The organism is Pseudarthrobacter sulfonivorans, assembly GCF_024391045.1.
GTDB lineage: Bacteria > Actinomycetota > Actinomycetes > Actinomycetales > Micrococcaceae > Arthrobacter > Arthrobacter sulfonivorans_B.
Window position 1 is genome coordinate 115,044 of the sequence record NZ_JANFCZ010000004.1, and the last position, 25,679, is coordinate 140,722.

Consider the following 25,679-nt stretch of genomic DNA (forward strand, 5'->3'; position numbering starts at 1 on the left):
TTGGCCAGATAATCCGGCTTTAAAGGCCTAAGAACGGCATTATCTGGCCAAAAACTCCTCAGCCGAGGGGCTTCAGGCGTGGCTGGGAGCCGCCGCCGCGGCGCTGGAGGCGGTTCCCGGTGCGTGGAACCGCTTGCCGTTCACCCGTTCCGAAGCCCCCATCCGGTCCAGGTAGGGCGTGATGCCGCCCAGGAACATGGGCCAGCCGGCGCCGAGGATCATGCAGAGGTCGATGTCCTCGGGGCCGGCAACCACACCTTCGGTGAGCATCAGGCCGATTTCCTCGGCCAGGGCGTCCTGGACCCGGTGCAGGACGTCGGCTCCGGTGGAGGGGGACGTGCCGAAGGACATCAGGGACAGCGTGGACGCGGGGATTTCCTGGCTGCCGTCTGCGCTCGGGGCCCAGAGTGACTTCACGCCGTTGTCGATCAGCTTCTGCAGGTTGGCGGACACCTCGAAGCGGTCGCCGAACGCGGCGTGCAGGGATTCCTGGACGTGTTGCGCCACCGGCAGGCCCACCATGGCGCCCAGGGTGAACGGGGTCATCGGCAGCCCCATGGGACGGAGGGCGTTGTCCGCGACCTCGGCCGGGGTGCCTTCATCAAAGGCCGCCACCACCTCGCCCATGAGCCGCAGCAGGACCCTGTTCACCACGAAGGCGGGGGCATCCTTGACCAGCACGGCGGTCTTTTTCAGGCCCTTGGCCAGCTCAAACGCGGTGGCCAGCACGGCATCCCCGGTTCTGGGTGCGCGCACGACTTCCAGCAGCGGCATGACGGCCACCGGGTTGAAGAAGTGGAAGCCCACCAGCCGTTCCGGGTACTGGAGGTCAGCCGCCATGGCCGTGACGGAGAGGGATGAGGTGTTGGTGGCGAGGATACACTCCGGTGAGACGATGGCCTCGACTTCGGCGAAGACCTGCTTCTTGACGTTCAGCTCCTCAAAGACGGCTTCGATGACGAAGTCGGCGTCCGCGAAGGCTTCCTTGGACACGGAACCTGTTACCAGTGCTTTGGTGCGGTTTGCGGCGTCCGGGCTGATCCGCTTCTTGCCCAGGAGCTTCTCCACCTCGGCGTGGACATAGCCCACGCCCTTGTCCACCCGAGCCTGGTCGATGTCCGTCATGACCACGGGGACCTTTAGCTGGCGGGCGAACAGCAGCGCGAGTTGGCTTGCCATCAGGCCCGCACCCACCACGCCCACCTTGGTCACCGGCCGGGCAAGCTTCCGGTCCGGCGCACCTGCCGGCCGCTTGGACCGCTTTTGCACCAGGTCGAGGAACGCGTACACCGTGGCCCGGAATTCATCGCTCTGCATCAGCCCGGCCAGCGTCTCGCACTCGAGGGCTGCGGACTCGGCCTGGCTCATGGTCCGGTTGGCCTCCATGATGTCCAGGACCTTTGCCGGTGCCGGGGAGGCGTTGGACGTTTTGGCTTCCACGAACGACCGGCCGGCGGCCACTGCCGCGGCCCACCGACCGGCGACGGCGGGATCGGCGGGATCGACGGCGCTGGCCCGTTCCGGAACAGCCTCGCCGCTGATCACCTTCGCAGCCCAAAGGAGGGACTGTTCCAGGAAGTCGGCGGGTTCGAACAGGGCATCGGCGACGCCGAGTTCGAAGGCCTGCGTTCCGCTGAGCGTGCGATTGTTGCTGAGCGGATTCTCGATCATCACCTTGACCGCGTTCTCCGGGCCGATCAGCCGCGGCAGGATGTAGACGCCGCCCCAGCCCGGGACCAGGCCAAGGAACGCCTCAGGCAGGGCCAGCGCGCCCGCCCCGGTGGACACCGTCCGGTAGGTGGACTGCAGCGCGATCTCCAGGCCGCCGCCGAGGGCTACGCCGTTGATGAAGGCGAAGCTGGGGACGCCGAGGTTGGCAAGGGTTGCGTAAACATCGTGTCCGAGCTGGGCCATCCACAGGCCGTGCTCCCGGTTCTCCAGGGACTTGACCGCGGACAGGTCCGCACCGGCCACCAGGAAATAGGGTTTGCCGGTGACGCCGACGCCCACGATTTCCCCGCGGGCGGCGCGTTCCTTCAGCCCCTCCAGGACGGTGCCGAGTTCCAGCAGGGTGTTCGGGCCCAGCGTGGTGGGTTTGGAGTGGTCCAGCCCGTTATCGAGGGTGATCAGGGCAAAGACTCCAGGGCTTGGCCGGCCCGGTGCCGCCGGCAGGTCAATGTCCTGCACATACGAGTGCGTCACAGTCTCATTCGGAAAGAGTTCGGCAAGCTTGATGAAATCGGCGGCGCTCATGCGGCGGCTCCTTCGGTGGTTGCTGCGGCGGCCGTTTCGGTGCTGGCAGCGCTGGAGTCTGTGTAGTCAGAATGATGCGGGTTTTCCCAGATGACGGTGGCGCCCATGCCCAGGCCGATGCACATGGTGGTGATGCCGTACCGGACGGAAGGGTCTTCTTCGAACTGCCGGGCGAGCTGGTTCATGAGCCTGACGCCGGAGGAGGCCAGCGGGTGGCCCACTGCGATGGCGCCGCCGTAGCGGTTCACGCGGGGGTCGTCGTCGGAAATTCCAAAGTGGTCCAGGAAGCTGAGCACCTGGACGGCGAAGGCTTCGTTGATCTCGAACAGTCCGATGTCCTCAATGCTGAGTCCGGCGTTCTTGAGTGCCTTTTCGGTGGCGGGGACGGGACCGATGCCCATCACCTCGGGCTCAACTCCCGCGTAGGCGTAGCTGACCAGGCGCATCTTGACCGGCAGGCCCAGCTCCGCGGCGGCCTCGGAGGATGCCAGCACCGCTGCGGTGGCGCCGTCGTTCAGGCCGGCGGCGTTGCCTGCCGTCACCCGGCCGTGGGCGCGGAACGGTGTGCGCAGGGCCGCGAGGTCCTCTAACGTGGTGCCCGGCCGGGGCGGCTCGTCAACGGTGTTCACCGTCCAGCCCTGGCCCGGCTTCAGGCTGGCCACCGGGACAAGGTCCGGCTGGATCCGGTCGCTGGCGTAGGCCGCCGCAAGTTTCTGCTGCGAGGCAATGGCGTAGGCGTCGGTGCGTTCCTTCGTGATGGCGGGGAAGCGGTCATGGAGGTTTTCGGCTGTGTTGCCCATGTTCAGCGCGGCCGGATCAACCAGGCGCTCGGACATAAAACGCGGGTTCGGATCGGCGCCCGAGCCCATCGGATGGTTGCCCATGTGCTCCACACCGCCGGCAATCACGACGTCGTACGCGCCGAAGCCGATGCCGCTCGCCGTCGTGGTGACTGCGGTCATGGCCCCTGCACACATCCGGTCGATGGCGAAGCCGGGCACGGTGCGGGGGAGCCCGGCGAGGAGCGCAGCCGTGCGGCCGAGCGTCAGGCCCTGGTCTCCGGTCTGGGTGGTGGCAGCTACGGCCACTTCGTCGATCCGCGCCGCGGGCAGGGAGGGGTTGCGGCGCAGCAGTTCGCGGATGCACTTCACCATCAGGTCATCGGCGCGGGTGCCGGCATAGATGCCTTTCTCGCCGGCCTTCCCGAAGGGGGTGCGGACGCCGTCAACAAAGACGACGTCGCGGACAGTGCGCGGGGATCCGCTGCTGTGTTCTCCGCTGGGACGGGCTTGGCTCACGTTTACTCCTCATCGAGACATTGGCACCGTCCGAGGATGCGACGAGTTTTTTTCCAGATAATCCGTCATTCCGGGCCCGTCAGGGCGATTATCTGGACAAAAAAGCCGGCAGCACTCCTCAGGGCGGCAGTGCACTCTATGTTACTCGTGAGTAACATAGAGTGCAAGAGTCCCGGCAGGGGTGCTACTCGGCGGCCTTGGGTTCCTTCGGCGGCAGCGGCTGCGGGTTGAGGAAGGCGGCAGTGATCAGCGGCGCGGCCAGGCCGATCTGCCACTCGCGGGCACCCAGGGAGCGGAGGTCGGCGGCCACCGTCTCGACGGTGACGTCCACCGGCGGACGCCAGGCCACGCGGCGCAGGTAGTCAGGAGTGAGCAGGTTTTCCATCGGCAGGTTCAGCTCGTCGGCCTTGGCCTGCAGGAGCGGGCGGGCCGTGGACAGGCGGGCGGCGGCCTCAGGATCGCGGTCCGCCCAGACGCGGGGCGGGGGAGGGGCGTTGGTGGGCAGGTGCAGCGGCGGCAGCTCCTCAAGGTCCCGGGCAGCAGCGATGCACCGAAGCCAGCGGGGCGCCTCGCGCTGCGCCGCCCGCCCGTGGAAACCCTTGGTGCCCAGGAGCTGGGGCACGGTGGCGGGCATGGCCTTGGCCGCGGACACGAGGGCGGAATCGGGAATGAGCCGGCCCGGTGCGACGTCGCGCTTTTGCGCCAGCGAGTCCCGTTCGAGCCACATTTCCCGGACTGCCGCCAGCTGCCGGCGGTCCCGGATCTGGTGCAGGCCCGAAGTCTTGCGCCAGGGATCGATCCTGGGCGGCGCCACGCCGGCGGCGAGGATGGCGGCGAACTCCTGCTCCGCGTAGTCCAGCTTGCCGTCCGCCACCAGCAGGTCGATGAGTTCCTCGCGCAGCTCCGTCAGGACTTCCACGTCCAGGGCCGCATAGCGCAGCCAGGGTTCCGGCAGCGGCCGGGTGGACCAGTCAGCGGCGGAGTGTTCTTTAGCCAGTCCAAAGCCCAGCAGCTGTTCGATGACGGCAGCCAGGCCCACGCGGGGCAGTCCGGCAAGGCGTGCGGCCAATTCCGTATCGAACAGTTTGTCCGGCCACATGCCGAGCTCCAGCAGGCAGGGCAGGTCCTGGCTGGCCGCGTGCAGGATCCACTCCACGCCTTTGAGCGCATCGTTGATGATGGCGAGGTCATCGAATGGTTCGGGGTCGATCAGCCAGGTGCCCGAGCCTTCGCGGCGGATCTGGACCAGGAAGGCGCGCTGGCCGTAGCGGAATCCCGAGGCACGTTCGGCGTCGACCCCCGCGGGCCCGGTTCCGGCGGCGATGGCTGCCGCGCACCGCTCCAGCCCGGACTGCGTTTCAATGACCAGCGGCACGCCGTCACGGGGTGCGTCGAGGTCAATGACCACGGGGACTTGGCTGTCGAAGCCTTCCACCATGATGTGGTCAGTTGTGTCATCAGTGTCATCAGCCGGGGCGCCGGCTGTGGTGTTATCCGGAGTGTGTGGGGTCATGATGCTTTCAGTTTAGCGATCAGTGGTCATTGACAGGGTGCGGTCCTAGTTCCGGCGGCGGTTGGGAAGTGCGGAGACGCCGTCGGGCAGGGGAGGCAGGCCGGCGAACGTACACACCATGTCGGACCACGCCTCCAGGTGTGCCGTGACGTCCGACGACGCCGGGGTCCACGAAGCGCGCAGTTCGATGTCGATCGACCCGGGCCGGTCCGAAAGCGTGCCGAAGCTCTCCGACAGGACGCGGGTGGCAGTCCCGCCGGCCGCCCGGTAGGGGGCCTTGTGGTTCTCGAGGGCTTCAACGAGCCACGTCCAGGCCACGGTGCCGAGCATTTCATCATTGCCCATCTCGGGCTCAAGCTGGGCCCGAATGTAGGTCACGATGCGGAATTCCCCGTCCCAGACCGCGGAGCCTTCGGGGTCATGCAGCAGGATGAACCGGCCGGTGGCCAGCTCGGTGTCTTCGTCCTCCGTGCCTGAGGCTGCGGCCAGGGCCATGGCTGCGGGGCCGTGGAGAGGAGTGGTGCCGCTGCCGGGACCGGGCGCCATGACCTCGGCTCCGAGTGCCACCGCGAACGGTGCCAGCCGCGCCGGCGCCGGAATTTCCGCCAGGCGCAGTTCACTGCGGCACCGGGCTTTCCTGAGTGTTCCCAAGGCGTGGAGAAATTCCGGGGGAACCTGGGCGAGTGCGTTCACCATCGCAGATTACGCAACAGGGCCAGGCACACAGCGCAGGCTCGCCGTCGGCCGGTCATGCTACCTGGCCGTCCTGCCTTCATGGTGGGCCGCAAGTTCCCGGCGGATTGCGTCCACGAAGGCATCGATGTCCTCTTCGCGGGTATCGAAAGAGCACATCCAGCGGACCTCCCGGGCGGCTTCATCCCAGTCGTAGAAACGGAAGGATTCGCGCAACCGGTCAGCCACCCCGGCCGGGAGGACTGCGAACACGCCGTTTGACTCGGTCTTCTGGGTGGGCTCCACGCCGTCAATCGTGTCCACGGCAGCCCTGAGGCGGGCAGCCATGGCGTTCGCGTGGGCCGCTGAACGAAGCCACAGATCGCCCTCCAGCAGTGCAATGAACTGGGCCGAGAGGAACCGCATTTTCGAGGCGAGCTGCATGTTCATCTTGCGCAGGTAGACCAGGCCGTGGGCGGCCTCGGGGTTCAGGGCCACCACCACCTCGCCGTAAAGCAGCCCGTTCTTGGTGCCGCCGAAGGAGAGGATGTCCACGCCGGCGTCGCGCGTGAAAGCCCGCAGCGGTACGCCAAGGTGGGCAGCCGCGTTGGCCAGCCGGGCGCCGTCCATGTGGAGTTTCATGCCTTTGGAGTGGGCGTGCTCGGCGATGGCACGGACCTCGTCCGGCGTGTAGCAGGTGCCCAGCTCGGTGGTCTGGGTGATGGAGACGGCCAGCGGCTGAGCGCGGTGCTCGTCGCCGAAGCCCCACGCCTCGCGGTCGATCAGCTCCGGGGTCAGCTTGCCGTCCGGGGTGGGGACCTGCAGCAACTTCATGCCGCCGATGCGTTCCGGGGCGCCGTTTTCATCCATGTTGATGTGGGCCGTCGCTGCGCACACCACGGCACCCCAGCGCGGCAGCAGGGACTGCAGGGACAAGACGTTGGCGCCCGTGCCGTTGAAGACCGGGAAGCATTCGATGCCAGGTCCGAAGTGCTCATCCATCAGTTCCTGCAGGCGGGCCGTGTAGTCGTCCTCGCCGTAGGACACCTGGTGGCCTTCGTTGGCTGCCGCGAGGGCGGCCAGGACCTCAGGATGGACGCCTGAGTAATTGTCGGACGCGAAGCCGCGGATGGACGGATCGTGCAGGCGCGCGGTGGCGCCGGACGGCCGGGTGACGGCATGCGCCGTGGTTGTCATTGATTCGCTCACGTTCTCAGTCTAGGGAAGTCAGATGGGCGGCGGGTGCCTGCATGCCGGGTTCCGGAACGAGCCGCAGCTTCCGGCCGTTCAGGTCGGTGGCCGGGCGGCTGAACAGTCCGACGACGGCGGCCGCCAGGTCTTCGACATCGGTGGCACCGGGAAAGGTGCGTTCGGGATGCGCCTTCCGCAGCCCTGCGTCCACCAGCGCCTTGACCACGAGCACGACGGCGGCGCCGCGCAGTTCTGTGCCCGCGGCGGCGGCCGACCGGGCCAGGCCGTCGGCCATGGCCATGGTCCATGCTTCCGCAGCGGCCTTGGCTGCCACGTAACTGGCCGTCGCCGCCGTTGGTTTTTCAACCGCGGTGGAGGAGACGATGGCAAACCTGCCCGCGCCGGAGCCTGCCACGTCGTCGAAGAAGACCCGGGACACATTCCGGAGCGTGGTGACGGCGCCGCGTTCGAGGAAGTCCCAGTCGGCGTCGCTCTGGTCCGTGATGCCTTGGGCTCCCCGCCAGCCACCCACCAGGTGGATGACGGCGTCCATCGTTCCGGCCGTTTCCGCCAGTTCGGCCCGGAGGGCGTGTACGCCGGCCAAATCCGCGAGGTCGCGCACCAGGGGAGTGACGCCGTCGCCCGATTGTGCAGCGGCGGCGTCGATCCGCGCTTTGTCCGAACCCACCGTGAAGACCCGGAACCCGCCCTGCCGCAGCGCCTTGGCCACGGCCACCCCGGAGGGTCCGCTGCCCCCGGTGACCAGGACGTTCATGTGGTTGTCGTTCATAGGGCGGAGGCTCCTGTGATGCCTGCGGTGGATTCGATGACCGGGCGCATTTTCCTCTCCAATGCCTCGTAGAACATGGACAGCGGGAATTCGTCATCCAGCACCTGGTCCGTGAGGCCGCGCGGCGGGCCGGACACGGGAAGGGCATCGGCGCCCCTGGCCCAGACCGATGCCGGACTGGGCGTGACCGTGGCGGAAATCAGGTCATAGGCAGCCAGCCAATGGGCCGTCTTGGGCCGGTCGATGGAGCGCCAGTAGAGGTCATCAATGGCTGTCCCCAAAGCAATCACCGCGTCCGGCACCTGGTCCCAGTCGATGCGGAGCCGGGTGTCGGTCCAGTGCAGGACGTGGTGCTGGTGCAGCCAGGCGAAGAGCAACTGGCCGCCAAGGCCGTCATAGTTGCGCACCCGGCTGCCGGTGATCGCGAAGCGGAAGATGCGGTCGAAGATGATGGCGTACTGCACGAGCTTCGCGTGTCGCCGCGCCTCCGGCCTGGCGTCGTCGTCCTTTTCGATCCGGACGGACTCCCGGAAGGCGGTGAGGTCGCAGCGCAGCTCTTCGAGCGAATACAGGAAGTAGGGCATCCGCTGCTTGATCATGAACGGGTCAAAGGGCAGGTCCCCGCGCATGTGGGTGCGGTCGTGGATCAGGTCCCACATCACAAAGGTGGCCTCTGCCAGTTCCTGGTCGGCCAGCAGTTCCTTTGCGCCTTCGGGCAGGTCCAGGCAGGTGATGTCCGCGGCCGCACGCAGGACGCGTCGGAAACGCGCGGCTTCACGGTCCGCGAAAATGGCGCCCCAGGTAAAGGTGGGCGTTTCCCGGACGGCAACAGTCTCCGGGAAAAGGACGGCCGAGTTGGTGTTGTAGCCGCGGGTGAAGTCCAGGAACCGGATGGGCACAAAGAGCTTGTTGGAATAGTCTCCGGCCTCCAGTTCGGCCACGAACTCGGGCCAAATGACCTCCACCAGGACAGCTTCCACCAGTCTGCTGGTGCTTCCGTTCTGGGTGTACATGGGGAAGACGACAAGGTGTGCCAGGCCGTCCTGGCGCTGGAGCTGCGGCTGGAAAGCCAGTAGCGAGGAGAGGAAGTCCGGCACGCCGAAGCCATTTTTCGCCCAGGCCTCGAAGTCCGCGACGACGGCGTCCAGGTAAGCGGCGTCGTGCGGGAAGAGGGGCGCCAGTTCGCTGATCGCTTCGGTGATGGCGGCAACGTCGGCGGCGGCCGCGGCATGGCGTCCCGCGTCAGGCACCGAACCGTCCTGGATCTGCAGTGCCTGCAGCGATTCGGCGGCGCTCCTGAGTCTCAGCCAGGCGGGGTTTTCGGCAGTGATCCTGGTGGGGCGGGCGGTGGTGGTGACGGTCATTGCGGACAGCCTTTCTTGCTTGGGGCATCTACGGCGAGCGTAGCAAGCAACCAGGGTCGCTAACCCAAAAGACGGCCGAGCATAAGAAAGTCTCATGCTTGGCTGGCACGCAAGTGCTGCCAGGTGCGGCCCGGCCTCGTCCTGGCGGTCCTAGGACCCTGCCGATTCGGACCCGTCTGCATCCCGCGGGACCAGTTTCAGGGAGACCGAATTGATGCAGTACCGCTGGTCAGTGGGAGTTCCGTAACCTTCCCCCGCAAACACGTGGCCCAGGTGGGAGTCGCAGTTCGAGCACCGCACCTCCACCCGGTCCATGCCCAGCGTGCGGTCGTGGATGTACCGCACCGTGCCGTCAGCCAAGGGCGCCCAGAACGATGGCCAGCCGCAGTGGGAGTCGAATTTTTCGTTGCTCCGGAAGAGTTCCGCCCCGCAGGCACGGCATTGGTAGACACCCTCAGTGTGGGTGTCCACGTACTCGCCGGTGTAGGGGCGCTCTGTGCCCGCCTGGCGCAGGACGTGGTACTCCTCGGGGGTCAGTTCCTGCCGCCACTCGTCGTCGGACTTCCGGACGGCGGGCTCCGGCGCGCCAGTGCCGGCCCCTGCCATGGATGCCGGGATGGAGTCGGTGGCCTTGTTTCCGAAAACGCTCTTTCCAAAGATGCTCATGTTGTCCTCAACGCTCAGGAGTCGCCGATAAATCCCGAACCGGCATACAGGTGCAGGACGGGGAGCCCCAGCTGATCCTGGGCCTTGTTGGCCCAATCCGTGTGGAAGGTGTCCGCAACCGCATGCGGCCGGGTGATCACCACCGCCTGGGAAGCACCCAGTTCCTTCACCTTGGCAACCAGGCCACTCACGGCGCCGCCATCCACCACTTCGCCGGTGACACCGCCGCCCAGCCCGTCCAGGGCGGCCAGCGAGACCGTCAGCGTCTCCGCGGCCTCCGCCCGTTCGGCGCTGGGGTCGGGGGCGTGCGCGGTCAGGTCCCGGAAGGCCTTGGCGACATCCAGCATGGACAAATTCTCCAGGAAGTCCACCAGGAGATGCCGCTCGGTGTTCGACGGGACCAGCAGGACAAGGCGCGTGTCCGAGCCGTCCACCAGCCGTTGGATGTTGACACGGTCATCTGCACCCAGGGGTTCTTCAGTCAGAATGACGATTGGATCGCTCATGGCATCAGCCTAGTCGTGAGCAGCGGGGCCTGCACAGGACGCCACGGCAGCGGAAATGTGGCCAACCGGCCGTGGGCGGTAAGAATGGTTGCATGGCACCTTCCCCCCGCACGCCCGCGCCGACAGCTCCGAACCACACCGAGGGTGGCATCTCGCTGCGCGCCAAGTGGGCTTTGGGCGGTGCAATCGGGGGCGGGTCGATTGCGGGCCTGCTTGCCACAGGTTCCTCCGCCCTCGCCCTGTACTTTGCCCGGCGGGTGATCACTCCCGTCAAGCAACGGACGGCGGACCAGGAAGTCCTGGCGGTCATCGGGGAGGGTGCCGGAATGCAGGTCATCCTGGCGGCCACGCCGGAAACAACCGTGGAGGGTGTCTACGGCTTCTTCTTCGACGGCGGCAAGGGCCACGCACGGATCGGTCGGATCGTGTCCTACTCGCCGGCGGACGGCACGGTCCTGCGGGAAGTGGAGGCCGTCTACGCCGGCGACTTCGGCGCCGCCCGCCGCGGCTGGTGGAGCGGTGCGCTTTACCCGGATCCGGCCGCCGCCGGGATCGAATCAGAGGACGTGCTGATCGAGGTCGACGGCGGCCAGGCGCCGGCGTGGCTTATCAGGGCAGCGGGCGCGAATGCAGCGGGCGGAGCATCAGAGGGCGGTGCCCGGATCTGGGCCATCATGGTGCACGGCCGCGGGGCAACCCGCCAGGAGGCAATGCGCGCCGTCAGCCCGGCCCGGGAACTGGGACTGACCAGCCTGCTGATCTCGTACCGGAACGACGGACTTGCCCCGTCCGCCGACGACGGCCGGTATGGCCTCGGGTCCACGGAGTGGCGCGATGTGGAAGCGGCCATCGAGTACGCGCTGGCTCACGGCGCCGAGGAGATTGTGCTCTTCGGCTGGTCCATGGGCGGTGCCATTTGCCTGCAGACGGCGGATCTGTCGCGTTACCGGCACCTGATCCGGGCGATGGTCCTGAATGCGCCGGTCATCAATTGGGTCAATGTACTGGCCCACCATGCCCAGTTGAACAGGATTCCGTCCCTGGTGGGACGCTACGGGCAACTGATGCTGGGCCACCCGCTGGGGCGCAGGCTCACCGGCCTCTCCGCACCCGTCGACCTCAAGGCCATGGACTGGGTGGCGCGTGCCGTCGAGGTCCGCACACCCACGCTGATCATCCACAGCGTCGACGACGAGTACGTGCCGTATGAGCCCTCGGCCGTCCTGGCCGAACGGAATCCGGACATGGTTACTTTCGAGTCCTTCAGCCGCGCCAGGCACACCAAGGAATGGAACGTTGATCCTCAGCGCTGGGAGGGCCTGGTCAAGGCCTGGCTCGGCGTCCACCTTGCTCCCCGGACCAACCCCGGCCAGCACGGTCCGCAGGGTCAGCGCGATCCGCAGGAGCCCTAACCGGCGCGGGTGCCGATAGCCGCTGTCAGGGCGGACGTCAGCCGGATGAGCTCGGCCGGGGCCAGTTCAATGTCCATGCCGCGCCGGCCGCCGGACACCAGCATCGTGGTGAGGCTGAGGGCGCTGGCATCCACCACTGTGGGTGAGGACTGGCGCTGTCCCAGCGGAGAGATCCCGCCCAGGACATAGCCGGTGCGGCGTTCGGCGGCAGCCGGGTTCGCCATGACCGCCTTCTTGGCGCCGAGGGCGGCAGCGAAGGCTTTGAGGTCAAGGTTGCCGCTGACCGGGACCACTGCCACCGCCAGCCGGCCTTCGACCTCCACCATCAGGGTCTTGAAGATCTTCTCCGGCGGGATGCCGAGGACTTCGGCGGCCTCCATTCCGTAGCTGGAAGCAGCCGGATCGTGTACGTACGGATGAAGCACACAGGGAACGCCGGCCGCAGCCAGTGCTGCGGTGGCCGGCGTTCCCTGCGACGAGGTTTTCCGTCCCATGGCCTGGCGGGTCCGGACCTCAGGCTTCGAGCTGCTGGGTGGCGGCAACCTTGCGCTTGATCCGTCCCAACATGGCAGTCATGCCCCGCATCCGCAGGGGCGTGATGGCACGGGTGAGCCCCAGCTGCTCCGGCATGTCATCCGGAACGGCCAGGATTTCCGCAGCGCTGAGACCGTCAAGTCCTTCATGCAGAACTCCCGCGAATCCGCGTGTTGTGGGGGCTTCCTGGGGTGCTTTGAAGTAAAGCCGCACCGCATTGGCGGCACCGGCGTCGTTCTTTTCCACCTCGATGGTCAGGAACAGCGGCGACTGGCATTCCACCACCTGTTCCAGGAGTTCGGGATGGTCCTTCAACCGGTCCGGAAGCTCGGGGAGACCCTGGGAGAATTCCAGCAACAATTGCAGCCGCTCGGGTTCAGCCAGGGCCTGGAAATCGTCAACTATTTCCGCCAGCGCGGCGGGAAGGGCTTGGGTATTCATCACGTCCAGCTTACGCCGGTACCGTCCCGCGCTCGGTTCCCTTGGTAATCGGCACACGGACGGCGTTGCCCCACTCAGTCCAGGAGCCGTCGTAGTTGCGCACGGTCTCGAAGCCCAGAAGGTACTTCAGGGCGAACCAGGTGTGGCTGGAACGCTCGCCGATGCGGCAGTAGGCCACGACGTCGTCGCCCTCCTTGAGTCCGGCCTCGCCCAGGTACAGCGCCTCCAGCTCCTCGCGGTTGCGGTAGGTGCCGTCACCGGCTGCCGCGCGTGCCCAGGGGATCGATGCTGCCGTCGGAATGTGGCCGCCCCGCAGTGCGCCTTCCTCCGGGTAGGCCGGCATGTGGGTCCGCTGGCCGGTGTACTCCTCGGTGGAACGGACATCAATGAGCGGCTTGCCGAAGTGGGCCAGGACATCTTCCTTGAACGCGCGGATGGGAGCATCGTTGCGCTCCACCACCGGGTACTCGCCGGGGGCGGGCGAGGGCCGTTCGGTGGTCAGCTTGTGGCCTTCGGCAATCCACTTGTCCCGCCCGCCGTCGAGCAGCCGCACATCCTCGTGACCGAAAAGGGTGAAGACCCACAGGGCGTAGGCCGCCCACCAGTTCGACTTGTCCCCGTAGATGACCACTGTGGAATCACGGGAGATCCCCTTCGAGGCGGCCAGTTTGGCGAACGCTTCGCCGTCCACGTAGTCACGCGTCACGTCATCGTTGAGGTCCGTGTGCCAGTCAATTTTGACGGCACCCGGGATGTGGCCTGTCTCGTAGAGGAGGACGTCTTCATCGGACTCGACCACCACTAACTTGCCGTCGGCAACTGCGCCCGACTCCAGCGCGGTGGCAAGCCATTCGGTGGACACCAGGCGCTCCGGGTTGGCGTAAGCGGCAAACTTCTCGTTCTGTTCAACGGCGTAGGGCATGGAGATGACCTTTCATCGAGGTAAATGGCGGATCTGCGGTCCGAACCTCACTCCAGCCTAGCCACGGCAGACCGGCCTGTCCGCCCGCCTGTTAACCGGGGGAAATGTGGTCTTCGTCATGCGGAGGCCTCAGAAGGCGGTCCCGCTGGGGGAGCCACGGGTGGTTGCCGGTATTCTTTCTGGGGACAACCCACCAGCAGAACGGACCACCTTGGTACAGATCGAACAGCTTGCCGCACGCACTCCGGCGGTATCGGTGGATGAGCTCCTTAAGGGTTTCTATCCTTCCCCCCGGTTCGGCCAGGTTTCCTTCGGCAGCTACCGCCCGGACCCCAACCAGCCCTCCCAGGCGGCGGCGGTCAAGGCGCTGGAAGGATTCGCGGCCGGTGTCGGTGCCGGCGACGGAGCCGGGTTGTTCAAGAAACTTTTCGCCAAGAAGGTCGAAACCAGGGCAGGGATCTACCTGGACGGCGGATTCGGCGTGGGTAAAACGCACCTGCTGGCGTCACTGTGGCATGCGGCCCCGGGGCCCAAGGCTTTTGGCACCTTCGTGGAGTACACCAACCTGGTGGGCGCCCTGTCGTTCCGCAAGACCGTGGAGGCCCTCAGCCACTACAAGCTGGTGTGCATCGACGAATTCGAGCTCGATGATCCGGGCGACACGGTGCTGATGTCCCGGCTGATGCGTGAACTGGCCGACGCCGGCGTGAAGCTCGCGGCCACGTCCAACACCCTGCCGGGCTCACTGGGTGACGGCCGCTTTGCCGCCGTCGACTTCGCCCGTGAGATCCAGGTCCTCGCTGACCAGTTCGACGTGATCCGGATCGACGGCGAGGACTTCCGCCACCGCGGCCTGCCGGCTGCCCCGGCCCCGCTGAAGAACAGCCAGCTTTCGGCCCAGATGAAGGCTGAGTTCGACGGCAAGACCGTGGCGCAGGATGAATTCAGCTCCCTGATCGGCCATCTTGCCGGCGTGCATCCCAGCCGGTACCGGCAGCTTATTGACGGCATCGACGGCGTGGTGTGGCGCAACGTTGAAACCATCACCGAGCAGGCCGTTGCCCTGCGGTTCGTGGTGCTGGCCGACCGCCTCTACGACAAGGACGTGCCCATCCTGGCCAGCGGCGTCCCGTTCGACAAGCTGTTCACCGACGAGATGATGGCCGGCGGGTACATGAAGAAGTACTTCCGCGCCGTCTCCCGCCTCACCGCGCTGGCCCGTGAAGGCCAGAACCACGAACCCTCCTAGGCTTTCCCGGCTCCGGCAGGCCCGCGGTGGGCCCGGCTCCGGTAGGCCCGCCGCGGGTTTTCCCCGCAAGTCCTGCCGCGGGTTTTCCCCGCCTGATGGACTTTTCCCGTGGCGTTTCACGGGGATTAGTCCATGACGCGGGGAACAGCCGCCAGGCCGGGGTTGCCGCCGGTGTGCTTGCCTCCGGCCCGTTAAACGCCAAAGGTGCGGGTGCCGCCTCCCGGCGGGACCCACACCTCCTTGACGTACCTGGGCTAAGCCCGGGCCAAATCCTTGTTACGGAACCTGCTCAACCGGCGGAGCCGGGTTGACCGGCGGGACCTGCTCAGCGGCAGGGGCCTCGTCCGGTGTTCCGTTTTGATCAACGAGTTTGGAAGCGCCATCCTGGATCTTGTCGACCTGCTCGGCGAACTTGCCGCCGGTCTTGGTGTCGACGAAGTCCCCGGCCTTGGTGATGCCGTCCTTGATGGCCTGCTCGTTGCCTTGGATCAGGCCCTGAGCCTTGCCCTTAAGATCGTCAATTAGTCCCACGAGCACCTCCCTTCAATCGCGGAGCCAGGTCGCTCCTCCGCAACCGATCCTAGCTCCGTCTCCCTGGCGTGCCAAGGGAATAAGGCGTGGTGGGCGTTCGCTGAGCGCGGATCCGGTGACTGCTTCCGTTGGCTAAAATCGGGCAACAAAAAAAGCAGCTCCCGGGGGAGCTGCTGCTGTGGGCGATACTGGGATCGAACCAGTGACCTCTTCCGTGTCAGGGAAGCGCGCTACCGCTGCGCCAATCGCCCGGAACCGGACGACCGGCTTGATGGGGTATATCTAAGGAAATGAGAGCGGACGACGAGATTCGAACTCGCGACATCCACCTTGGCAAGGTGGTGCTCTACCAGCTGAGCTACGTCCGCGTATGAAGTAGTTTTCGGCAGAAGCCAAAAGTACTGCATGAAGCAAGTTTCCTTGCTTGGTGGGCGATACTGGGATCGAACCAGTGACCTCTTCCGTGTCAGGGAAGCGCGCTACCGCTGCGCCAATCGCCCATTGCCATCCGGGATGAACCGGAAAACCATGGTTTTCACCGAGGTGGGTACGGGATTCGAACCCGTGTAAACGGCTTTGCAGGCCGCTGCCTCGCCTCTCGGCCAACCCACCGTGTAAGCGCCGGTTCCGAAGAGCCGTTGCCGTGACAGTGTCCTGCGAGCGGACGACGAGATTCGAACTCGCGACATCCACCTTGGCAAGGTGGTGCTCTACCAGCTGAGCTACGTCCGCATGTTGACCGTTGATTCCGCGCCGTTTCGGGCGTTTCCTCGCGTTCCAACGAGTAAGAACTCTATAGGAGGTTCAGGGAATCTCCAAATCGGGCATCCCGGTCGGGCGGCGGCGGGCGCGGATCCCTGCAATCTAGGGGTTTTTGTGAATTACAGACCTGTAATTCGGCTGCGGCGCAATCTCGATTTCCATAAACCCCGTCGGGTCGGCTAGCATTCAAAGGCATCGGGGCGATTGGCGCAGTGGTAGCGCGCTTCGTTCACACCGAAGAGGTCACTGGTTCGAACCCAGTATCGCCCACCGAGGAATCAAGTCCGTTCCCGCTCAACCTGAGCGGGAACGGACTTTTTTGTGTCCACCGGTAATGTCAGCCCCCTGTGAAAGAGTCTTTGTATGACTGATCCACTCCTTGCCCACGCCACGGAATACGGCCGCATGTATGCGCGGTCCACCTCCGAACAGTTCTCTGTTCCGTCCATCACCACCGTCATCGGCCAGCAGCCGCACGGGCTGGATGGCTGGTTCGGATACATGGGTGCCAGCAGCCTGGCCAAGGACCCGTTGCTCGCCGAATGCCTGGGCAGCCCGGCAAAAATCCGGCAGGCCGTGAACCGGGCCTCCAAGGCAGCCGAAACCTACCGCGATGATGCCGCCCGGCGCGGGGACCGGGTCCATAACTACTGTGAGCAGGTTGCCCTCCGGGCCTTGGGCCGGCCGCATGCCATGAAAGAAACCCGCGAGGCTCTGGCGGCCAACGGGGAAGAAGCCTTTGCCGTGCGGTTTGACGAGTGGTGGGAACTCTACGATGTGGAACCGATCGCCCCCGAAATCACCGTGTGGAACAAGTCCGTGGGCTATGCCGGGACGTTGGACCTCGTGGCCCGCATCAACGGGCGGATCTGCCTTATCGACTACAAGACCAAAGGCACCACCCGGGACGGTACGGTCAAACCGCTGGATGACAAGGTGGTCATGCAGTTGGTGGCCGGCATGAAGGCCGAGGAAAGTCTGGTGGACCCGGTTGCAGGGGAGTGGGAGCCGTGGAAGTACGGGGAAAGCCCGCTGCTCCTTGCGGTGGCCATCGGTGAGACTGAGGTCCGCCCGGTCCGTGCCAACCCCGATGTCCTCAAGCACCACTGGTGGAAGTTCTGCGCCCTGCGCCGGGTCTGGGAGCTCTCGGCGGACACACTCGCCGCCGGCAACGCCCTCCTTCCAGTCGCTCCGCCGCCGTCCGCGCAGGTTCGCAGCGCCTAGCAGTACCGTGGGCGCTCCACAGCGTCAGTCCCGGGAGCCAGGCCCCTGCACCTAAACTGGATAGGTTCGCCAACACCCACCGTGAGGAAAGACAGCACATGGCCATTCTGAACATCCGCATCATTGGAGATCCCGTGCTGCGCACGGTTGCCGATCCTGTGACGGAATTCGGGCCCGAGCTCGCCAAGCTTGTCGCGGACATGACCGAAACCATGGAGGACGTGGAGGGTGCCGGCCTGGCCGCTCCCCAGATCGGCGTCAGCCAGCGCGTCTTTACGTACCGGGTGGGCGGGGTCGATGGCCACATCATCAACCCGGTCCTCGAAAACAGCGACGATTACCAGCCCGACCACGTTGAAGGCTGCCTCTCCATCCCCGGTCTGGGATTCCCCGTCCGCCGGTTCAGGGCCACCAAAGTCACCGGCGTGGACCTGCACGGCAACCCCGTTACCGTGGAGGGCGAGGGAATGCTGGCACGCTGCTTCCAGCACGAGACCGACCACCTCGACGGCATCCTCTATACCGACCGCCTCGAAGGCGAGGACCGGAAGACCGCACTGCGTTCCATCCGCAACGCGAACTACGACGCCATTACGGAACGCACGACGGCGAAGCGCGCCAAAACGGTCGGGTCCAGTTTTGGGGGCGCCAGCTTTGGCGGGACCGGCTTCGGCGGCGGCACGAACCCATGAGGGTCCTTTTTGCCGGGACACCGGCTGTCGCCGTTCCCTCCCTGGATGCCCTGGTCCGGTCGGGCTTTGACGTCGTCGCTGTCCTGACCCGCCCGGATGCGCCGATTGGCCGCAAACGCGTGCTCACGCCGTCGCCCGTTGCTGCGCGTGCCGCGGAACTGGGCATCGCCGTCATACACGCCACCCGCGTTGATGACGCCGTGACGGCGCAAATCGCGGCCGCCAAACCGGATGTCGCAGCCATCGTGGCATACGGCGGATTGATTCCCCGCGCCGCCCTGGATGTGCCGCCTCATGGCTGGATTAACCTGCACTTTTCGCTCCTGCCTGCCTGGCGAGGGGCTGCCCCCGTGCAGCGGGCCGTCATCGCCGGGGATGATGTGACCGGCGCCGTCACCTTCCTGCTGGAAGAAGGACTGGATACCGGACCTGTTTTCGGAACGCTGACCGAAAGCGTCAGGGTCGACGACACTGCCGGCGCCCTGCTGGAACGGCTGTCCCACAGTGGGTCGGTCCTGCTCGCACAAACACTGTCCGCCATTGATGCCGGGAAGGCCGCACCCCAGCCGCAGGCAGGCGACATTTCGCTGGCACCCAAACTGACCATCGATGACGGCAGGCTCGACTGGAAGCAGCCCGCGTTGGCCATCGGCCGGCGGGCCAGGGGGGTTACTCCCGAGCCCGGGGCCTGGACCATGCTGGAAGGTCAGCGGGTCAAGCTGGAACCCGTCCGGCTTCGTCCGGGCGCCCCGGCCCTGGCGCCCGGGACGCTGGTGCTGGACGGCAAAAACGTCCTGGTGGGGACAGGGTCCCACGCGGTGGAGCTGACCCGGATCCAGCCTGCCGGCAAAAAAATGATGGCCGCGGCGGATTGGGCCCGCGGCATGGCTTCACTTGAAAGCGTGGTGTTCGAATGAGCGAGTCCGGCGGTAATGCAGGCGGCCGAGGCAGGGGCGGCAGCGGCCGGGGCAAGGGCGGACCGCGCGACTCCAGCAAGCGGAATGCCCAGGGCCGCGAACGGAACCGGAGTTCCCAGAAGAGTTTCACCGAGAACGCTCCCGCTCAGCGCACGCGCCGGGCCGATCCTGCACGCCTGGTGGCCTTCGAGGTGCTCCGTGCGGTCGCCGCAGAGGACGCCTATGCGAACCTGGTGCTCCCGTCCCGCATCCGCCACCACGGCCTGGACAAACGCGACGCCGGATTCGCCACCGAGCTGAGCTACGGTGCCCTGCGGGGCCAGGGCACCTACGATGCCATTCTGGCCCACTGCGTGGACCGGCCGCTGGACCAGCTGGACCCTGCCATCCTTGATGCCCTGCGCATCGGCGTCCATCAGCTGCTGGCCATGCGCGTTCCCGCGCACGCTGCACTGGACCAGACGGTGGGACTGGCCCGCGCAGTGATCGGCGCTGGCCCGTCCGCCCTGATCAATGCGGTCCTGCGGAAGGTCACGGCCCACACCCTGGACGAGTGGCTGGAGCTGTTGGTGGCCGGGGAAAGCGATGAAACCAAGATCGCATCCCTCCGGTACGCCCACCCCGAGTGGATTGTCCGGGCCATGCGCCAGTCCCTCGTGGCGCACGGACGTTCCGCCACCGAAATCAACGACCTCCTGGAAGCCGACAACGCCGCACCGGTGGTCAACCTGGTCGCCCTGCCGGGGCTCGGCAGCCTGGACGAGGCTTTGGAAAACGGGGCCACCCCGGGTGAACTCGTGGAAGGCTCAGCACTTTCCAGCGGCGGAGACCTGGGCAGGCTCGCCTCGGTCCGCGAAGGCAGCACCCGCGTCCAGGACGTCGGCTCACAGCTGGTGGCCCGGGCCATGGCCGCCGCCGATCTCGGTCCGGCTACCAACCCGGAGCCCAACGGTGCAGACGAACGCTGGCTCGATCTGTGCGCCGGTCCGGGCGGGAAAGCCGCGCTGCTCGCCGCCCTCGCCCGGCAACAAGGTGCCACGCTGCTCGCCAACGAGCCGGCCCCGCACCGTGCCAAGCTCGTCAGCCAGGCCCTGTCCGCCGTACCGAAGGATGTCTGGCGCGTCCGGACCGGCGACGGCCGGGAGGTGGGCACTGAACAACCCGGGTCCTTCGACCGTGTCTTAGTGGACGTTCCCTGCAGCGGACTCGGTGCCCTTCGACGCCGGCCGGAGTCCCGCTGGCGGCGCACCCCCAAGGACCTGGCCGATCTCGGTCCGTTGCAGCGTGCCCTCCTCAAATCAGCGCTGGACGCCGTCCGCCCCGGCGGAGTGGTGGCCTACGTCACCTGTTCCCCGCACCCGGCCGAAACAACCGCCGTCGTCACCGACGCGCTCCGCAAACGCGAGGACCTGGAACTGCTGGACGCTGGCGCCGTAATGGACAGTGTGAGCCTCACCGGGAACCTGGGGGCGGGCCACGACTCCACGGCCCAGCTCTGGCCGCACATCCACAGCACCGATGCCATGTTCCTGGCCCTCATCCGCAAGAAGGCCTGACCCGTGAAAGGTTTGCCCATGCCGCAATGCTGCATCAACCCGAGCATCCTCTCCGCCGATTTCGTCAACCTCGAAGCCGAACTGCAGCGGATCAGCAACGCAGACGCCGTCCACGTGGACGTCATGGACAACCACTTTGTCCCCAACCTCACCCTTGGGCTGCCCGTGGTCCAGCGGATCCAGGCGGTCAGTCCTGTCCCGCTGGACGCCCACCTGATGATCGCCGACGCCGATCGCTGGGCGCCAGGTTTTGCCGACGCAGGGCTGGCGTCGGTGACCTTCCACGCCGAGGCGTCCATTGCGCCGGTCAAGCTGGCCCGGGAACTGCGGGCCCGTGGTTCCAAGGCCGGCATGGCACTCCGTCCTGCCACTGCAGTGGAACCGTATCTGGACATGCTCCAAGAACTGGACATGCTCCTGATCATGACCGTGGAGCCGGGCTTCGGCGGCCAGGCGTTCCTTGACCTGACCCTTCCCAAGATCCGCCGGGCCCGCGCGGCCATTGACGGCTCCGGGCTGGAGGTGGCCCTCCAGGTCGACGGCGGTATCACCGAGGAGACGATCCTTCGGGCCGCCGAAGCGGGCGCCAACGTCTTTGTGGCCGGCTCGGCCGTGTACGGTGCCGGGGACCCCGCCGCCGCCATCGGACGGTTGCGCGAGGCCGGCAGCCTTAAGTTACGCAGCAGGTCCGGGGAATAGTCCGGGCCTCCTGTCAGTTATGGCACAATAGCAACACACAATACGTGCTCCGGGGTCGGTGTAAGTCCGAACCGGCGGTGATAGTCCGCGACCCGCGAGCCGGTGCTTCCCCACCTGGGAGGGAACCGGCGGACGGTTGAACCGGTGAAATTCCGGTACCGACAGTTAAAGTCTGGATGAGAGAAGCACGTACAGCTGTATCTGCGGCGTCATGGTGACGCCGAAGCCTTCTGCTGTCGTATACCCCCGGAGCCATCGCGGTTCTAGAGGGAAGGAACGACACACACATGAACCCTTTGCGATGGCTCTTTGAAGCCAGGGCGCCCCGCACACGGGACGCCGCAAACGCCACAACGGCGGCCGCCCTATGACCGGGGCCGGCAACGTCACGGCATTCAGCGCCGCCGAGACCGCCGCCATGGATACCGCCCTCGAAGCAGCCCTGCGCGGGCCGCGCGGAGCGAACCCCCTGGTGGGCGCCGTCGTCATCGATGCCGAAGGGCGGCCCTTGGTGACCGGGTACCACCGCGGTGCCGGGACGCCCCACGCCGAAGCGGACGCGATAGGCCAGGCCGCAGCGGCAGGGCTGGACCTGACCGACTGCACCATGGTGATCACCCTGGAACCCTGCGACCACAGCGGCCGGACAGGTCCCTGCACACAGGCGATCATCGCCGCGGGGATCAAGGATGTGGTCTACGCCGTTGATGACCCCCATGACCCGGCCGCCGGCGGCGCAGCCACCCTGCGGAATGCCGGCGTCATGGTCCGCAGCGGGCTTGCCGCCGTCGAAGCTTTCGAGCTCAACCGCCAATGGTTCCTGGCCGTGGCCGCCCACCGGCCCTTCGTGACCCTCCACATCGCCCAGACCTTGGACAGCCGGATCGCTGCGGAGGACGGGACCAGCCAGTGGATTTCGTCCCCCGAGTCCCTCGCGGACAACCACGGCCTGCGGGGACGGATCGACGCCATCCTCGTGGGCACCCAGACGGTGCTGGTGGACAACCCCCGGCTCACGGCGCGCGACGCATCCGGAACAACGTCCGGCAAGCAGCCGCTGCGCGCCGTCATGGGCCTCCGGGAGATCCCGGCGGACGCGGCAGTCCACGGTGAGGATGGGTACGTCCTGCACCTGCCGACGCGCGATCCGCACGAGGCGCTCTCGGTGCTGTATGCCCAGGGCATCCGGCACGTCATGGTGGAAGGCGGGTCCCGCATCCTCAGCTCATTCCTGGCGGCCGGGCTCGTGGACGAACTCATCGTCTACCTCGCGCCCACCCTGCTTGGCTCCGGAACGCCTGCCCTCAGCGGCCTCGGAATCACCACCCTCGCCGACGCCCGGCATTGGGAATGGGACCCGTCAGACGGCGGCGCCGTCCAGACCCTGGGCCGGGACCTGAGGCTGCACCTGCGCCCCGAACCCCTCGAAGCTTTGGAACCACAACCATCCCGCACTGCCGCGGAACCAGCCATGGGAGGCTACTGATGTTTACCGGAATAATTGCCGAACAAGGACAGGTGCTGTCCGTGGAGCGGGACGGCGATACCAGCGCAACCCTCCGCCTGCGCGCCCCCGGCACCACCGAGGGCCTTGCCCTTGGCGGCTCCATTGCCGTGAACGGCGTCTGCCTGACCGCCACCGACATCGCCGGCAAGGAGTTCAGCGTTGACGTCATGGGCGAAACGCTGGTGCGCAGCACCATCGGTGAACTCGCGGCCGGAGATTCGGTCAACCTGGAGCGCTGCGTCCCTGCGGGCGGCCGGCTGGACGGACACGTTGTCCAGGGCCACGTCGACGGCGTTGGTCAGCTGCTGGAACGCGAGGCCCTCGGCAACTGGGAGCGCCTCCGGTTTGGCGTGCCGGCGAACCTTGCCCGCTACATCGCGGAAAAAGGCTCCATCGCCATCGACGGCGTGTCGCTCACCGTGACCGCCGTGAGCCCGGCGGCGGAAGCTGAACCGTGGTTTGAAGTAGGGCTGATCCCCACCACCCTCGCCGAAACCGGCCTGGGCGCCAAGATCACCGGCAGCCGGGTCAACCTTGAAGTGGATGTGCTGGCCAAATACACCGAGCGGCTGATGGCCTTCAGCACCGGCGCAGCGAACGGAGGAAACCGATGAACGTAACCATCCGGCTGGAGCCGGCACTCGACGGGAGCACGGTGACGGCCGCGGCGACGGTCCTGGACCCGGTGGAGGTGGCCGTCCGCGCCATCGCTGCGGGCCAGCCCGTGCTTGTGGTGGACAACGAGGACCGTGAAAACGAAGGCGACATCATCTTCGCCGCCCAGCACGCCACACCCGCGCTGATGGGCTGGACCATCCGGTACAGCTCCGGCGTCATTTGCGTCCCGCTGACCGGCGACCGTGCCGACGCCATGGCGCTGCCGCCCATGACGGCCGTGAACGAGGATTCCAAGGGCACGGCGTACACCGTTTCCTGCGACGCGGCCGTGGGGGTAAGCACCGGGATTTCCGCCACGGACCGCGCCCTGACCGCACGTGTCCTGGCAGATCCCGCCGCCGGACCCGCCGCCGTGACACGGCCCGGGCATATTTTCCCGCTGCGGGCCGTTAATGGGGGAGTGCGTGAACGCCCCGGCCACACCGAAGCGGCCGTGGACCTCTGCCGGCTTGCCGGTCTGGAGCCCGTGGGCGTCATCGCCGAAGTGGTGTACGACGACGGTGAAATGATGCGGCTTGACGGCCTGCGGGCGTTCGCTGCCGAACACGGATGCCCCCTGATCTCCATTGAGGATCTTGTGGCTTATCTTGAAGCAGGGGCTGCGGCCCCCGCGGACAGTGACACCGGGCCGGACGCCCGGACGGAGTAGAGGAGGAACAATGACGGCTTCACGTGTTTCGGATGACGGCCATATGAACGGCCACCACCCGAAGGCTGCCAGTAACGGCAAGACTCCTCACCCGGTAAGCGGCGGACCCATCGTCCAACTGCCCACCCCGTTTGGTGACTTTGTGGCCCAGGCTTGGATTGACCTGGCCACCGGTGCCGAGCACCTAGCCGTCACGTCGCCCAATCCGCCGCTCGACGGCCGGGCGCCGCTGGTGCGCCTGCATTCGGAATGCCTGACGGGGGACGTTTTCGGGTCGTACCGTTGCGACTGCGGCGAACAGCTTGCCTTCGCTTTGGAGATGATCAACGAATACGGCGGCACCCTGCTGTACCTGCGCGGCCAGGAAGGGCGCGGCATCGGCCTGGCCAACAAGATCAAGGCCTACGCCCTCCAGGAAGCCGGCTTCGACACTGTGGAGGCCAACGAACAGCTCGGCCTGCCGGTGGACGCCCGCTGCTACAAAGCCGCTGCCCAGATCCTGGCGGAGATGGGACTCCACGAAGTGCGGCTCCTCAGCAACAACCCGGACAAACAGAACAGGCTGGCACAGGCGGGCGTCAGGGTTGTGGAAATGGTGCCCACCGAGGTGCCGTCCCGCGACCAGAACATCCGCTACCTGCAGACCAAGAAGGACCGCATGGAGCACCGGCTGACGCTGGACACCCACGTGGCCACAGTGCCTGCAGCCGCGGCTGACACTTTTGACAACGAACAAGACTGAACGGAACACGAAATACGCATGAGCGGACACGGCGCACCAGATATCGACCTCACCACCCTCAACCCGGCGGAAACGTCGCAGCTCCGGCTGGCCATCGTTGCAGCCAGCTGGCACACCCAGATCATGGACGGTCTCCTCGACGGCGCCCTGCGCGCCGCCAAGGACGCAGGCATCAGCGAACCGACCGTCCTGCGCGTTCCGGGCGCCTTTGAGCTTCCGGTCGCTGCCGCGCGGCTGGCACCGCACTTTGACGCGGTAGTGGCCCTCGGCGTCGTGATCCGCGGCGGTACGCCGCACTTTGAGTACGTGTGCCAGGCGGCGACGTCGGGACTTACGGACGTGAGCGTCTCCACCGGGGTGCCGGTGGGCTTCGGCGTGCTGACCTGCGATACGGAGCAGCAGGGCCTGGACCGTGCCGGCCTGCCCGGCTCCAACGAGGACAAAGGCCATGAAGCGGTGACGGCGGCCCTCGCCACCGCCGTTTTGCTCAAGCCGTACGGCAAATAGAGGTCCCGGGCTGGCGGGGCGCGGTGTGTGTTCACTCACATCGCCCCCGTCATGCTACGGCCCGACACGCGCCGTGCTGCCCGCAGCAAGTAGGCTGTAGGGCGTGAAGAATTTCGAGACGCTGTTCGCTGAACTGAGTGAGAAGGCAGCCACCCGCCCGGCAGGCTCCCGCACCGTCGCTGAATTGGAGTCCGGAGTCCACGGCATCGGCAAGAAAGTCGTGGAGGAAGCGGCCGAAGTCTGGATGGCTGCCGAGTACGAGTCCGACGAAGCCGCGGCCGAGGAAATCTCCCAGCTGCTCTACCACCTGCAGGTTCTGATGCTCGCCAAAGGGCTGACCCTGGAAGACGTCTACAAGCATCTGTAGCCACTGCGGCGCCGCCCGGCCTTCCCGGCCCGCGCGC

Annotated in this window: 26 protein-coding genes, 6 tRNA genes and 1 riboswitch; of the genes, 14 read left to right on the top strand and 18 right to left on the bottom strand. The window is 66.5% G+C overall.

Translation table 11 applies throughout. The annotated features are described in order from the left end of the window. Positions 1 to 72: 72 nt before the first annotated feature. The 9 genes from NQJ30_RS04375 to NQJ30_RS04415 form a co-directional block, all read right to left on the bottom strand. Positions 73 to 2,253 carry a 3-hydroxyacyl-CoA dehydrogenase NAD-binding domain-containing protein gene (locus NQJ30_RS04375; RefSeq protein WP_255768525.1) on the bottom strand — a complete coding sequence of 727 codons (2,181 nt, stop codon included), beginning with the start codon at positions 2,251 to 2,253 and terminating at the stop codon, positions 73 to 75. Beyond that, the gene (locus tag NQJ30_RS04380; protein ID WP_255768526.1) at positions 2,250 to 3,551 is read right to left on the bottom strand and encodes a thiolase family protein; all 1,302 of its coding nucleotides are present in this window, start codon (positions 3,549 to 3,551) and stop codon (positions 2,250 to 2,252) included. The genes NQJ30_RS04375 and NQJ30_RS04380 overlap by 4 nt, the downstream gene beginning before the upstream one ends. Positions 3,552 to 3,735: 184 nt before the next feature. Beyond that, on the bottom strand, positions 3,736 to 5,064 hold the full coding sequence (locus NQJ30_RS04385) for an HRDC domain-containing protein (protein ID WP_255768527.1): 1,329 nt from the start codon (positions 5,062 to 5,064) through the stop codon (positions 3,736 to 3,738). 45 nt (positions 5,065 to 5,109) lie between these two features. Then, positions 5,110 to 5,760, bottom strand: a complete 651-nt coding sequence (locus NQJ30_RS04390; RefSeq protein WP_255768528.1) for a DUF3000 domain-containing protein — start codon at positions 5,758 to 5,760, stop codon at positions 5,110 to 5,112. A gap of 57 nt (positions 5,761 to 5,817) precedes the next feature. Beyond that, the gene (locus NQJ30_RS04395; RefSeq protein WP_255768609.1) at positions 5,818 to 6,933 is read right to left on the bottom strand and encodes a threonine aldolase family protein; all 1,116 of its coding nucleotides are present in this window, start codon (positions 6,931 to 6,933) and stop codon (positions 5,818 to 5,820) included. A gap of 16 nt (positions 6,934 to 6,949) precedes the next feature. Beyond that, positions 6,950 to 7,717 carry an SDR family oxidoreductase gene (locus NQJ30_RS04400; RefSeq protein WP_255768529.1) on the bottom strand — a complete coding sequence of 256 codons (768 nt, stop codon included), beginning with the start codon at positions 7,715 to 7,717 and terminating at the stop codon, positions 6,950 to 6,952. Beyond that, on the bottom strand, positions 7,714 to 9,081 hold the full coding sequence (locus NQJ30_RS04405; RefSeq protein ID WP_255768530.1) for a DUF6421 family protein: 1,368 nt from the start codon (positions 9,079 to 9,081) through the stop codon (positions 7,714 to 7,716). The genes NQJ30_RS04400 and NQJ30_RS04405 overlap by 4 nt, the downstream gene beginning before the upstream one ends. 150 nt (positions 9,082 to 9,231) lie before the next feature. Continuing rightward, positions 9,232 to 9,687 carry a peptide-methionine (R)-S-oxide reductase MsrB gene (gene msrB, locus NQJ30_RS04410; RefSeq protein ID WP_374113217.1) on the bottom strand — a complete coding sequence of 152 codons (456 nt, stop codon included), beginning with the start codon at positions 9,685 to 9,687 and terminating at the stop codon, positions 9,232 to 9,234. Positions 9,688 to 9,761: 74 nt separating this feature from the next. Further along, positions 9,762 to 10,253 carry a hypothetical protein gene (locus NQJ30_RS04415; RefSeq protein WP_255768532.1) on the bottom strand — a complete coding sequence of 164 codons (492 nt, stop codon included), beginning with the start codon at positions 10,251 to 10,253 and terminating at the stop codon, positions 9,762 to 9,764. 92 nt (positions 10,254 to 10,345) lie between these two features. On the opposite strand from NQJ30_RS04415, the gene NQJ30_RS04420 reads away from it, so the two are divergent. Beyond that, complete coding sequence (locus NQJ30_RS04420; RefSeq protein WP_255768533.1) at positions 10,346 to 11,665, top strand: alpha/beta hydrolase family protein; 1,320 nt, start codon at positions 10,346 to 10,348, stop codon at positions 11,663 to 11,665. Here NQJ30_RS04420 and ybaK read toward each other — a convergent pair. Genes ybaK through NQJ30_RS04435 form a run of 3 tightly spaced genes read right to left on the bottom strand, consistent with a single transcriptional unit; the run spans position 11,662 to position 13,562 of the window. Beyond that, the gene (gene ybaK / locus NQJ30_RS04425; protein ID WP_255768535.1) at positions 11,662 to 12,159 is read right to left on the bottom strand and encodes a Cys-tRNA(Pro) deacylase; all 498 of its coding nucleotides are present in this window, start codon (positions 12,157 to 12,159) and stop codon (positions 11,662 to 11,664) included. The two genes, NQJ30_RS04420 and ybaK, sit on opposite strands and share 4 nt — an antisense overlap. 19 nt (positions 12,160 to 12,178) lie before the next feature. Beyond that, positions 12,179 to 12,640, bottom strand: coding sequence for a SufE family protein (locus NQJ30_RS04430; RefSeq protein WP_255768536.1), 462 nt, complete (start codon positions 12,638 to 12,640; stop codon positions 12,179 to 12,181). A gap of 10 nt (positions 12,641 to 12,650) precedes the next feature. Further along, a complete protein-coding gene (locus NQJ30_RS04435) occupies positions 12,651 to 13,562 on the bottom strand; it encodes a sulfurtransferase (RefSeq protein WP_255768537.1) in 912 nt (303 codons plus the stop codon). 211 nt (positions 13,563 to 13,773) lie between these two features. On the opposite strand from NQJ30_RS04435, the gene zapE reads away from it, so the two are divergent. Continuing rightward, positions 13,774 to 14,811: a cell division protein ZapE gene (zapE, locus tag NQJ30_RS04440; RefSeq protein WP_255768538.1), complete on the top strand. Its 1,038-nt coding sequence runs from the start codon at positions 13,774 to 13,776 to the stop codon at positions 14,809 to 14,811. 276 nt (positions 14,812 to 15,087) lie between these two features. Here the strand turns inward: zapE and NQJ30_RS04445 are convergent, their stop codons facing one another. The 6 genes from NQJ30_RS04445 to NQJ30_RS04470 form a co-directional block, all read right to left on the bottom strand. Continuing rightward, positions 15,088 to 15,342: an antitoxin gene (locus NQJ30_RS04445; RefSeq protein WP_255768539.1), complete on the bottom strand. Its 255-nt coding sequence runs from the start codon at positions 15,340 to 15,342 to the stop codon at positions 15,088 to 15,090. A gap of 179 nt (positions 15,343 to 15,521) precedes the next feature. Then, positions 15,522 to 15,593: transfer RNA gene (locus NQJ30_RS04450), tRNA-Val, on the bottom strand. 44 nt (positions 15,594 to 15,637) lie between these two features. Beyond that, positions 15,638 to 15,710, bottom strand: a tRNA-Gly gene (locus tag NQJ30_RS04455). A 57-nt stretch (positions 15,711 to 15,767) separates the two neighbouring features. Further along, positions 15,768 to 15,842: transfer RNA gene (locus NQJ30_RS04460), tRNA-Val, on the bottom strand. Positions 15,843 to 15,883: 41 nt separating this feature from the next. After that, positions 15,884 to 15,954: transfer RNA gene (locus tag NQJ30_RS04465), tRNA-Cys, on the bottom strand. A gap of 47 nt (positions 15,955 to 16,001) precedes the next feature. Beyond that, a tRNA-Gly gene (locus NQJ30_RS04470) sits at positions 16,002 to 16,074 on the bottom strand. A gap of 228 nt (positions 16,075 to 16,302) precedes the next feature. Here NQJ30_RS04470 and NQJ30_RS04475 point away from each other — a divergent pair. The 12 genes from NQJ30_RS04475 (at position 16,303) to NQJ30_RS04530 (ending at position 25,642) form a co-directional block, all read left to right on the top strand. After that, positions 16,303 to 16,374: transfer RNA gene (locus NQJ30_RS04475), tRNA-Val, on the top strand. A gap of 93 nt (positions 16,375 to 16,467) precedes the next feature. Further along, complete coding sequence (locus tag NQJ30_RS04480; protein ID WP_255768540.1) at positions 16,468 to 17,328, top strand: cytochrome; 861 nt, start codon at positions 16,468 to 16,470, stop codon at positions 17,326 to 17,328. Positions 17,329 to 17,426: 98 nt separating this feature from the next. Then, on the top strand, positions 17,427 to 18,020 hold the full coding sequence (gene def, locus NQJ30_RS04485; RefSeq protein WP_255768541.1) for a peptide deformylase: 594 nt from the start codon (positions 17,427 to 17,429) through the stop codon (positions 18,018 to 18,020). Further along, complete coding sequence (gene fmt / locus NQJ30_RS04490) at positions 18,017 to 18,937, top strand: methionyl-tRNA formyltransferase (RefSeq protein WP_255768543.1); 921 nt, start codon at positions 18,017 to 18,019, stop codon at positions 18,935 to 18,937. The genes def and fmt overlap by 4 nt, the downstream gene beginning before the upstream one ends. Continuing rightward, entirely contained in the window at positions 18,934 to 20,493 is a 1,560-nt protein-coding gene (locus NQJ30_RS04495; RefSeq protein WP_255768544.1) for an RsmB/NOP family class I SAM-dependent RNA methyltransferase, read from the top strand. Before fmt ends, NQJ30_RS04495 begins: the two co-directional genes overlap by 4 nt. A gap of 18 nt (positions 20,494 to 20,511) precedes the next feature. Next, the gene (gene rpe, locus NQJ30_RS04500) at positions 20,512 to 21,192 is read left to right on the top strand and encodes a ribulose-phosphate 3-epimerase (protein WP_255768610.1); all 681 of its coding nucleotides are present in this window, start codon (positions 20,512 to 20,514) and stop codon (positions 21,190 to 21,192) included. Between the two features lie 40 nt (positions 21,193 to 21,232). Continuing rightward, a riboswitch (FMN riboswitch) is annotated at positions 21,233 to 21,385 on the top strand. A gap of 174 nt (positions 21,386 to 21,559) precedes the next feature. Then, positions 21,560 to 22,678: a bifunctional diaminohydroxyphosphoribosylaminopyrimidine deaminase/5-amino-6-(5-phosphoribosylamino)uracil reductase RibD gene (ribD, locus tag NQJ30_RS04505; protein WP_255768545.1), complete on the top strand. Its 1,119-nt coding sequence runs from the start codon at positions 21,560 to 21,562 to the stop codon at positions 22,676 to 22,678. Further along, complete coding sequence (locus tag NQJ30_RS04510) at positions 22,678 to 23,313, top strand: riboflavin synthase (RefSeq protein WP_255768546.1); 636 nt, start codon at positions 22,678 to 22,680, stop codon at positions 23,311 to 23,313. The genes ribD and NQJ30_RS04510 overlap by 1 nt, the downstream gene beginning before the upstream one ends. After that, positions 23,310 to 24,026 (top strand): 3,4-dihydroxy-2-butanone-4-phosphate synthase, encoded by a 717-nt coding sequence (ribB, locus tag NQJ30_RS04515; RefSeq protein ID WP_255768547.1) that lies wholly within the window; start codon positions 23,310 to 23,312, stop codon positions 24,024 to 24,026. The genes NQJ30_RS04510 and ribB overlap by 4 nt, the downstream gene beginning before the upstream one ends. 10 nt (positions 24,027 to 24,036) lie before the next feature. Further along, positions 24,037 to 24,768 carry a GTP cyclohydrolase II gene (gene ribA / locus NQJ30_RS04520; protein ID WP_255768548.1) on the top strand — a complete coding sequence of 244 codons (732 nt, stop codon included), beginning with the start codon at positions 24,037 to 24,039 and terminating at the stop codon, positions 24,766 to 24,768. An 18-nt stretch (positions 24,769 to 24,786) separates the two neighbouring features. Then, positions 24,787 to 25,275 (top strand): 6,7-dimethyl-8-ribityllumazine synthase, encoded by a 489-nt coding sequence (gene ribH, locus NQJ30_RS04525; RefSeq protein ID WP_255768549.1) that lies wholly within the window; start codon positions 24,787 to 24,789, stop codon positions 25,273 to 25,275. 103 nt (positions 25,276 to 25,378) lie between these two features. After that, positions 25,379 to 25,642, top strand: a complete 264-nt coding sequence (locus tag NQJ30_RS04530; RefSeq protein ID WP_028270786.1) for a phosphoribosyl-ATP diphosphatase — start codon at positions 25,379 to 25,381, stop codon at positions 25,640 to 25,642. Positions 25,643 to 25,679: the final 37 nt, after the last annotated feature.

Excerpts from the sequence above, each read along its gene's own strand:
- msrB (WP_374113217.1), bottom strand. The coding sequence starts at position 9,687 with ATGGCAGGGGCCGGCACTGGCGCGCCGGAGCCCGCCGTCCGGAAGTCC.
- NQJ30_RS04405 (WP_255768530.1), bottom strand. The coding sequence starts at position 9,081 with ATGACCGTCACCACCACCGCCCGCCCCACCAGGATCACTGCCGAAAAC.
- NQJ30_RS04430 (WP_255768536.1), bottom strand. The coding sequence starts at position 12,640 with ATGAATACCCAAGCCCTTCCCGCCGCGCTGGCGGAAATAGTTGACGAT.
- ribA (WP_255768548.1), top strand. The coding sequence starts at position 24,037 with ATGACGGCTTCACGTGTTTCGGATGACGGCCATATGAACGGCCACCAC.
- rpe (WP_255768610.1), top strand. The coding sequence starts at position 20,512 with ATGCCGCAATGCTGCATCAACCCGAGCATCCTCTCCGCCGATTTCGTC.
- ribH (WP_255768549.1), top strand. The coding sequence starts at position 24,787 with ATGAGCGGACACGGCGCACCAGATATCGACCTCACCACCCTCAACCCG.
- NQJ30_RS04415 (WP_255768532.1), bottom strand. The coding sequence starts at position 10,253 with ATGAGCGATCCAATCGTCATTCTGACTGAAGAACCCCTGGGTGCAGAT.
- NQJ30_RS04495 (WP_255768544.1), top strand. The coding sequence starts at position 18,934 with ATGAGCGAGTCCGGCGGTAATGCAGGCGGCCGAGGCAGGGGCGGCAGC.
- fmt (WP_255768543.1), top strand. The coding sequence starts at position 18,017 with ATGAGGGTCCTTTTTGCCGGGACACCGGCTGTCGCCGTTCCCTCCCTG.
- NQJ30_RS04400 (WP_255768529.1), bottom strand. The coding sequence starts at position 7,717 with ATGAACGACAACCACATGAACGTCCTGGTCACCGGGGGCAGCGGACCC.
- def (WP_255768541.1), top strand. The coding sequence starts at position 17,427 with ATGGCCATTCTGAACATCCGCATCATTGGAGATCCCGTGCTGCGCACG.
- NQJ30_RS04510 (WP_255768546.1), top strand. The coding sequence starts at position 22,678 with ATGTTTACCGGAATAATTGCCGAACAAGGACAGGTGCTGTCCGTGGAG.
- ribD (WP_255768545.1), top strand. The coding sequence starts at position 21,560 with ATGACCGGGGCCGGCAACGTCACGGCATTCAGCGCCGCCGAGACCGCC.
- NQJ30_RS04480 (WP_255768540.1), top strand. The coding sequence starts at position 16,468 with ATGACTGATCCACTCCTTGCCCACGCCACGGAATACGGCCGCATGTAT.
- NQJ30_RS04435 (WP_255768537.1), bottom strand. The coding sequence starts at position 13,562 with ATGCCCTACGCCGTTGAACAGAACGAGAAGTTTGCCGCTTACGCCAAC.
- ybaK (WP_255768535.1), bottom strand. The coding sequence starts at position 12,159 with ATGGGACGGAAAACCTCGTCGCAGGGAACGCCGGCCACCGCAGCACTG.
- NQJ30_RS04395 (WP_255768609.1), bottom strand. The coding sequence starts at position 6,933 with ATGACAACCACGGCGCATGCCGTCACCCGGCCGTCCGGCGCCACCGCG.
- NQJ30_RS04375 (WP_255768525.1), bottom strand. The coding sequence starts at position 2,253 with ATGAGCGCCGCCGATTTCATCAAGCTTGCCGAACTCTTTCCGAATGAG.
- NQJ30_RS04420 (WP_255768533.1), top strand. The coding sequence starts at position 10,346 with ATGGCACCTTCCCCCCGCACGCCCGCGCCGACAGCTCCGAACCACACC.
- NQJ30_RS04390 (WP_255768528.1), bottom strand. The coding sequence starts at position 5,760 with ATGGTGAACGCACTCGCCCAGGTTCCCCCGGAATTTCTCCACGCCTTG.
- NQJ30_RS04385 (WP_255768527.1), bottom strand. The coding sequence starts at position 5,064 with ATGACCCCACACACTCCGGATAACACCACAGCCGGCGCCCCGGCTGAT.
- ribB (WP_255768547.1), top strand. The coding sequence starts at position 23,310 with ATGAACGTAACCATCCGGCTGGAGCCGGCACTCGACGGGAGCACGGTG.